Source organism: uncultured Campylobacter sp., from assembly GCF_937997465.1.
Classification (GTDB): domain Bacteria; phylum Campylobacterota; class Campylobacteria; order Campylobacterales; family Campylobacteraceae; genus Campylobacter_A.
Genome location: NZ_CALKTQ010000141.1, coordinates 1 through 4728, shown reverse-complemented (window position 1 = coordinate 4728; position 4728 = coordinate 1). Strand labels below are relative to the sequence as shown.

Annotated in this window: 4 protein-coding genes and 1 pseudogene; 3 read left to right on the top strand and 2 right to left on the bottom strand. The window is 46.1% G+C overall.

The window, feature by feature from the left end; translation table 11 throughout:
- Positions 1–42: 42 nt before the first annotated feature.
- Complete coding sequence (locus Q0546_RS11965) at positions 43–249, bottom strand: hypothetical protein (RefSeq protein WP_366519252.1); 207 nt, start codon at positions 247–249, stop codon at positions 43–45.
- A gap of 48 nt (positions 250–297) precedes the next feature.
- Positions 298–2208, bottom strand: coding sequence for a TonB-dependent siderophore receptor (locus tag Q0546_RS04460; RefSeq protein WP_366519251.1), 1911 nt, complete (start codon positions 2206–2208; stop codon positions 298–300).
- A gap of 86 nt (positions 2209–2294) precedes the next feature.
- On the opposite strand from Q0546_RS04460, the gene Q0546_RS04455 reads away from it, so the two are divergent.
- The 3 genes and pseudogenes from Q0546_RS04455 to Q0546_RS04445 all read left to right on the top strand — a co-directional run.
- A complete protein-coding gene (locus Q0546_RS04455; RefSeq protein ID WP_298790897.1) occupies positions 2295–3614 on the top strand; it encodes an NFACT RNA binding domain-containing protein in 1320 nt (439 codons plus the stop codon).
- Positions 3615–3628: 14 nt separating this feature from the next.
- Entirely contained in the window at positions 3629–3991 is a 363-nt protein-coding gene (locus tag Q0546_RS04450; protein ID WP_298790895.1) for a hypothetical protein, read from the top strand.
- A 330-nt stretch (positions 3992–4321) separates the two neighbouring features.
- Positions 4322–4728 (top strand): annotated as a pseudogene (locus tag Q0546_RS04445) (phosphatidate cytidylyltransferase); the annotation flags it as partial.

Genomic DNA, 4728 nt, shown 5'->3' with positions numbered 1-4728 from the left:
AAATTTGAAAAAATAGGGAGGAGGGAAATCTCTCCCAAAAAATTAAAATTTAACCGAAGCGGTTAGCATTATTTGGCGAGCGTAGCCCGGTATTATCGGTATTACGTTCTCTGCGGTCGTGCTCGAGACGGCCGAGATGTAGTAAAGCTTGTCGGTTAAATTCTTGGCGTTTAGGGCGAAATTTACGTCCTTGCCCGCGATTTTCGTATCGTAGCTGATAAAGGCGTCGTAAGTAACGGCGTGCGGCATTTTAAAGTCGGCCTTGTTTCGATATCCGTAAACGTGCCATGTGCCCAGTTATCTAGCGCCGGCGCCCATCCTAAGCCCTTTTATGCCCAGCGTATCGAAATTTAAGGTACCGAACAAGCTTCCTTGGTGCTTAGGTATGGATTCGAGCTCTTTGCCGACTTTCCAAGCGTTTTCGGCGTCCTCTCTCGTGCTGGTTTTGGTGTAGGTGTAGTTTGCGATTATGCTCGCATAGTTCGTCACGCGTCCGCTAAAGTCGAGTTCAAGCCCTTTTGAGCGCTGTTTGCCCGCTATGTATAAAACTCCGCCCGCAGTATAGCTTACGTTTTTCTTGTCGATATTAAATAGCGCGAGACTGGCGGTCACGTCGTCGTTTTGGAATTTCGTTCCGACCTCGACCGATCTTCCTTCTTCGGGCGGCAAGGAGGAATTAACCGTAGCGTTTAGCGCGCTTTGAGGGCGGAAGCTTTGCGCGTAGTTGGTATATATCGACCATTCCGGAGTTAGCAGATACAAAAGGCCCGTTTGCAATAAAAATTTACCGTTGTGCGAATCAGTATAGGTTTTAAAAGGAATTCCCTTGCCCGCTATTTGGTCGTAATATTCGTATCTTAGACCTAGGACGTATATCAAGCTATCGGTCAAGCTCATGCTGTCTTGCGCGTAAAAGCCCACCGTTTTTATCTTGTCTAGCTGGCTAAAGTTGTTCGTATAAGTGTCGGTAGGTATAGATAAGACGCCGTAAACGGGATTATAAATGTCGATGTTGGCTTGCAGATTGTTTGCGGTATTTCCGCCCGTTCTCCAAAAATAAGGGTTGCTTCGCACCGTTTTTGAAGCGTCGATGCCAAAAAGTAGGTTGTGCTCTATATCGCCAGTCTCTACTATGCCGTTTAAATTTAGCGATCCCGCATGCGTGTAATAATCAACGTCTTTTAGGTATTCGGCTCTTCTTGAAGCGTAACCGACCGGTAGCCTACCTCCGTTCATAGCCGAGTTGCGTAAATTTATATTTATCACTCGCGCTTGAAAATAATCGTAGTTCGTCCTGGACCAAGCGTAGTTGCCCTTTAAAAGCCAGTTTTCTCCGAAATTCTTTTCAAAGCTAAAGTCGAAAGTATCTACGTTGCCTTTTACTTCGTCTAAGTATTCGCCAAGGCGCGTCTTTTTATCTATCGGGGCAAATTTGCCGTGATAAGCGTAGCCAGGGTCGTTGATCAAGTAAAGTCCGCGGTCGAAAGGATCGGTATATTTCGTATTAGAATAGCCTACGGTGATCTTGTAGTCGTCGCCCCTATACGATACCGACGGAGCTACGACTAAATTTTTGTATTTGCCGAATTCTCTCCAATAATCCTTGCCCGACCAATCAAATATAAATCTATACGCAAAGCCGCTTTCTCCGATAGGTCCCGTCGTATCAAAGCCGATATCGCGGTAGTCGTTATTGCCTACTCCGGCCCAAATTTCGTTTCTAAAATCGTAAAGAGGCTTTTTGGTTACGATGTTTATGACGCCGCCCGGGTCTTGGATACCGTAAAGAAGGCTAGTTGGGCCCTTTAGCACCTCGACGGTTTGCGCCGTGGCGTTAAAGTTATGCGTGATGCCGCCCGTTACGCCGTTTCTGGTTATGGAGCCGTCCCTGTTTGCGCCGAAGCCTCTTTTAAAGAAGGCGTCGAACAAGCCGCCCGTAGAGTTTGCATTGCTAACGCCACTAACGCCTTGCAGCGCTTCGGTTAAATTTTGTGCTTTCTTGTCTCTCAGCTGTTGCTGGGTTACGACGTTTACCGTTTGCGGGATCTCTAAAATAGGCGTATTTGTTTTGCCTACTTCGCTGGTTTTGGCGCGGTATCCGTCGTCTGCACTCTCGCTAATCTCGACGCCTTGCAGCGCGACATCGGCGGCGAAAATTTGGGTTAAAAGCAGCGACGAGGCCGCTAAACTTAGGCTAAATTTGTTCATTTATTTTTTCTCCGTTTTAAAATGCATTATCATTATATTATTCTCACGCTTAAATTTCGGTCGCATTTTAGGCTATAATTTCGTCTATGAAATACGCAAATTTAAAACAAATCAAATCTTTTTTAGGCAAATTTAAAAAAATAACCGCAATCAGACGCGCGGGCGATATGGCGATATTTATCGAATTCGACGGCGAGCTCGGGCTGTTTTTCGACCTTAGCAAAGCCGACTCCGCGATCTACGCAAATCCGGGTTTTCTAAACGTCAAAGAGTACAAAGCGCCCTTTGACGTCGCGCTAAAAAAGAGGTTCTGGGGAGCGAAAATTTTAAATTTAAGCGTGCCCGAGGGAAATAGAATTTTAAAGCTGGAGTGTGAATTCCAAGGCTCGTATAAGAGCCTGGCTTCGAGCCTATTTTTGGAGTTTACGGGGCGCTTTACCAACGCGATCATCACGGACGAAAAAGGCGTCATCGTCGAGGCTTTGCGCCATATAGATAATAATTTTCGCGTGATAAAACCGGGGCGCGAGCTGCTTGAGCTGCCGCCTGCAGTGATAAAAGAGCGAGAAACACTGCCGATAACGGACTTTGAGCGGTATTTTAGCGAGGAATTTAAGCGGGTAAATAACGCAAAGCTAGAAAATCTGCGCGCCGTAAAATCTGCCGCGATAGAGCGCAAAATGCAAAATTTAAGCGAGATTTTGTCAGGTCTTGAAAACGAAGCGGATCTAAATGCGCAAAGCGAAATTTTAAGCAAAAACGCTGGGCTGATCCTGTCGAATTTACACGCGTTAAGGGACTACGAGCGCGAAGTAACGCTAAATGATTTTGAGCGAGGCGAGGTGCGGCTCGTGCTGGATGACAGCCCCAAAATCGCCGCAAACGCGATGTTTGCCAAAGCAAAAAGGCTAAAGCAAAAGGCGGCGGGTCTAATCATCGAGCGGCAAAATTTGACCGAAAAGCTGGAGTTTTTATCAAATTTACAAGCACTCGTAAATGAAGCAAAAAGCGCAGAAGAGCTAGAAATCCTAGCGCCTAAAAAAGCTCGCGCCGCAAAGCAAAAAGAGCAAAATCAAAATGTCGAGGATTTTTACGTCGAGGGTTATAAAATCAGTATCGGACGCAACGAAAAAGGTAACGTCTGGCTGCTAAAAAACTCGAAAAAAGACGACGTCTGGATGCACCTAAAAGACATGCCGTCCGCGCACGTCATCATCAAAACCGCAAAAAGCGCTCCCAGCGAGGAAATTTTGAGATTCGCGGCGAAAATTTGCGTAAATTTTAGCGTCAAAGGCGGCGGGACGTACGAGGTTGATTTTACCAAACGTAACAATGTCAAAATTACGAGCGGCGCAAATGTAAACTATATCAATTTTAAGACGATATTAGTAACAAAGCACGACTAAAACAGGAGGCGAAAATGGCTGTAACACCCCTTGGCAACACGATTTTTATCAATCAAAACGTAAACATGGTCTCAAACAAGGTCGCCGACGTCCAAAATAGATTTGACCTGCAAAATCTCGCCGCCGCATCGCTAGCAAGCGACGAAAAACAAGAGGTCTCCGAGGTGCGACCGACCGAGGAAACCTACAAAATCGACCCCAAAAACGAGCACGAAAAGCAAAAGGGCAGGCAGGAGCAAGGCGAGCTCGCCTCGGAGCAAAACGGCGAAAATGCGAACTCCGAGAACGAGGACGGGGAAAACTCCGAGGAGCGCGTCGCGGCTAACGACTTCCCGCAGGCGTCGCCCGTATTTCAGCATCTCGATCTTAAAATTTAATCTTTCTCGCTCAAATTTGACTGGCCATTTTGCTGCTCGGCGGTCAAATTTGGCTCGATTTGGGGTAAATTTGAGCTTTTATCCGCCTAATTTAAGCCGCCGTTTTTAGCAAAAGCAAAATCTAGCGCAGCTCGTCAAATGCGTGCCAAATTTACCGCCTAGCTCGGTAAAATTTGTCAAAAATCGTCAAATTTGTTGCTCGCTTCAAGCAAAAATAAACTATCAAATTTAACTACCGATTAAAGCGAGCCCGCAAAGGTAAATTCGCCTCAAATTTCGGCGCTTTTAAGCGAAAATTTTATACAATTATTACTCAAAAAAGGAAAAATCATGAAAACGCGTATAATCACTGGCGTCGCGCTATTTGCAGCGGTTTTGGTCATCTTTTTCGTTGATAGTTATCTGTTAAATTTCGCCATTTTAGGCTTCGTGCTTTATACGGCCTTTGGCGAAGCGCAAAAGCTCTACGGCCTACAAGGAAGCTCGCTTGCGCTCGTGGCGGTTATTTTTTACCTACTCACGCCCTTTTCAAACCCCGTATTTATCGCTATTTTAGCGGTCTTGCTCGTGGTTAGTTTTCTCGCGCATTTTAAAAGCGAAAATCTAACGCCCGCGCTGCCGTTTTTGTATCCGATGACGCCGATTTTTCTCATCTGGATGCTTTATTCGCTCTACGGCGTGGGCTACTTGGCGTGGCTGATTTTAACGGTCGTGGCGTGCGATAGCGGGGCGTTTTT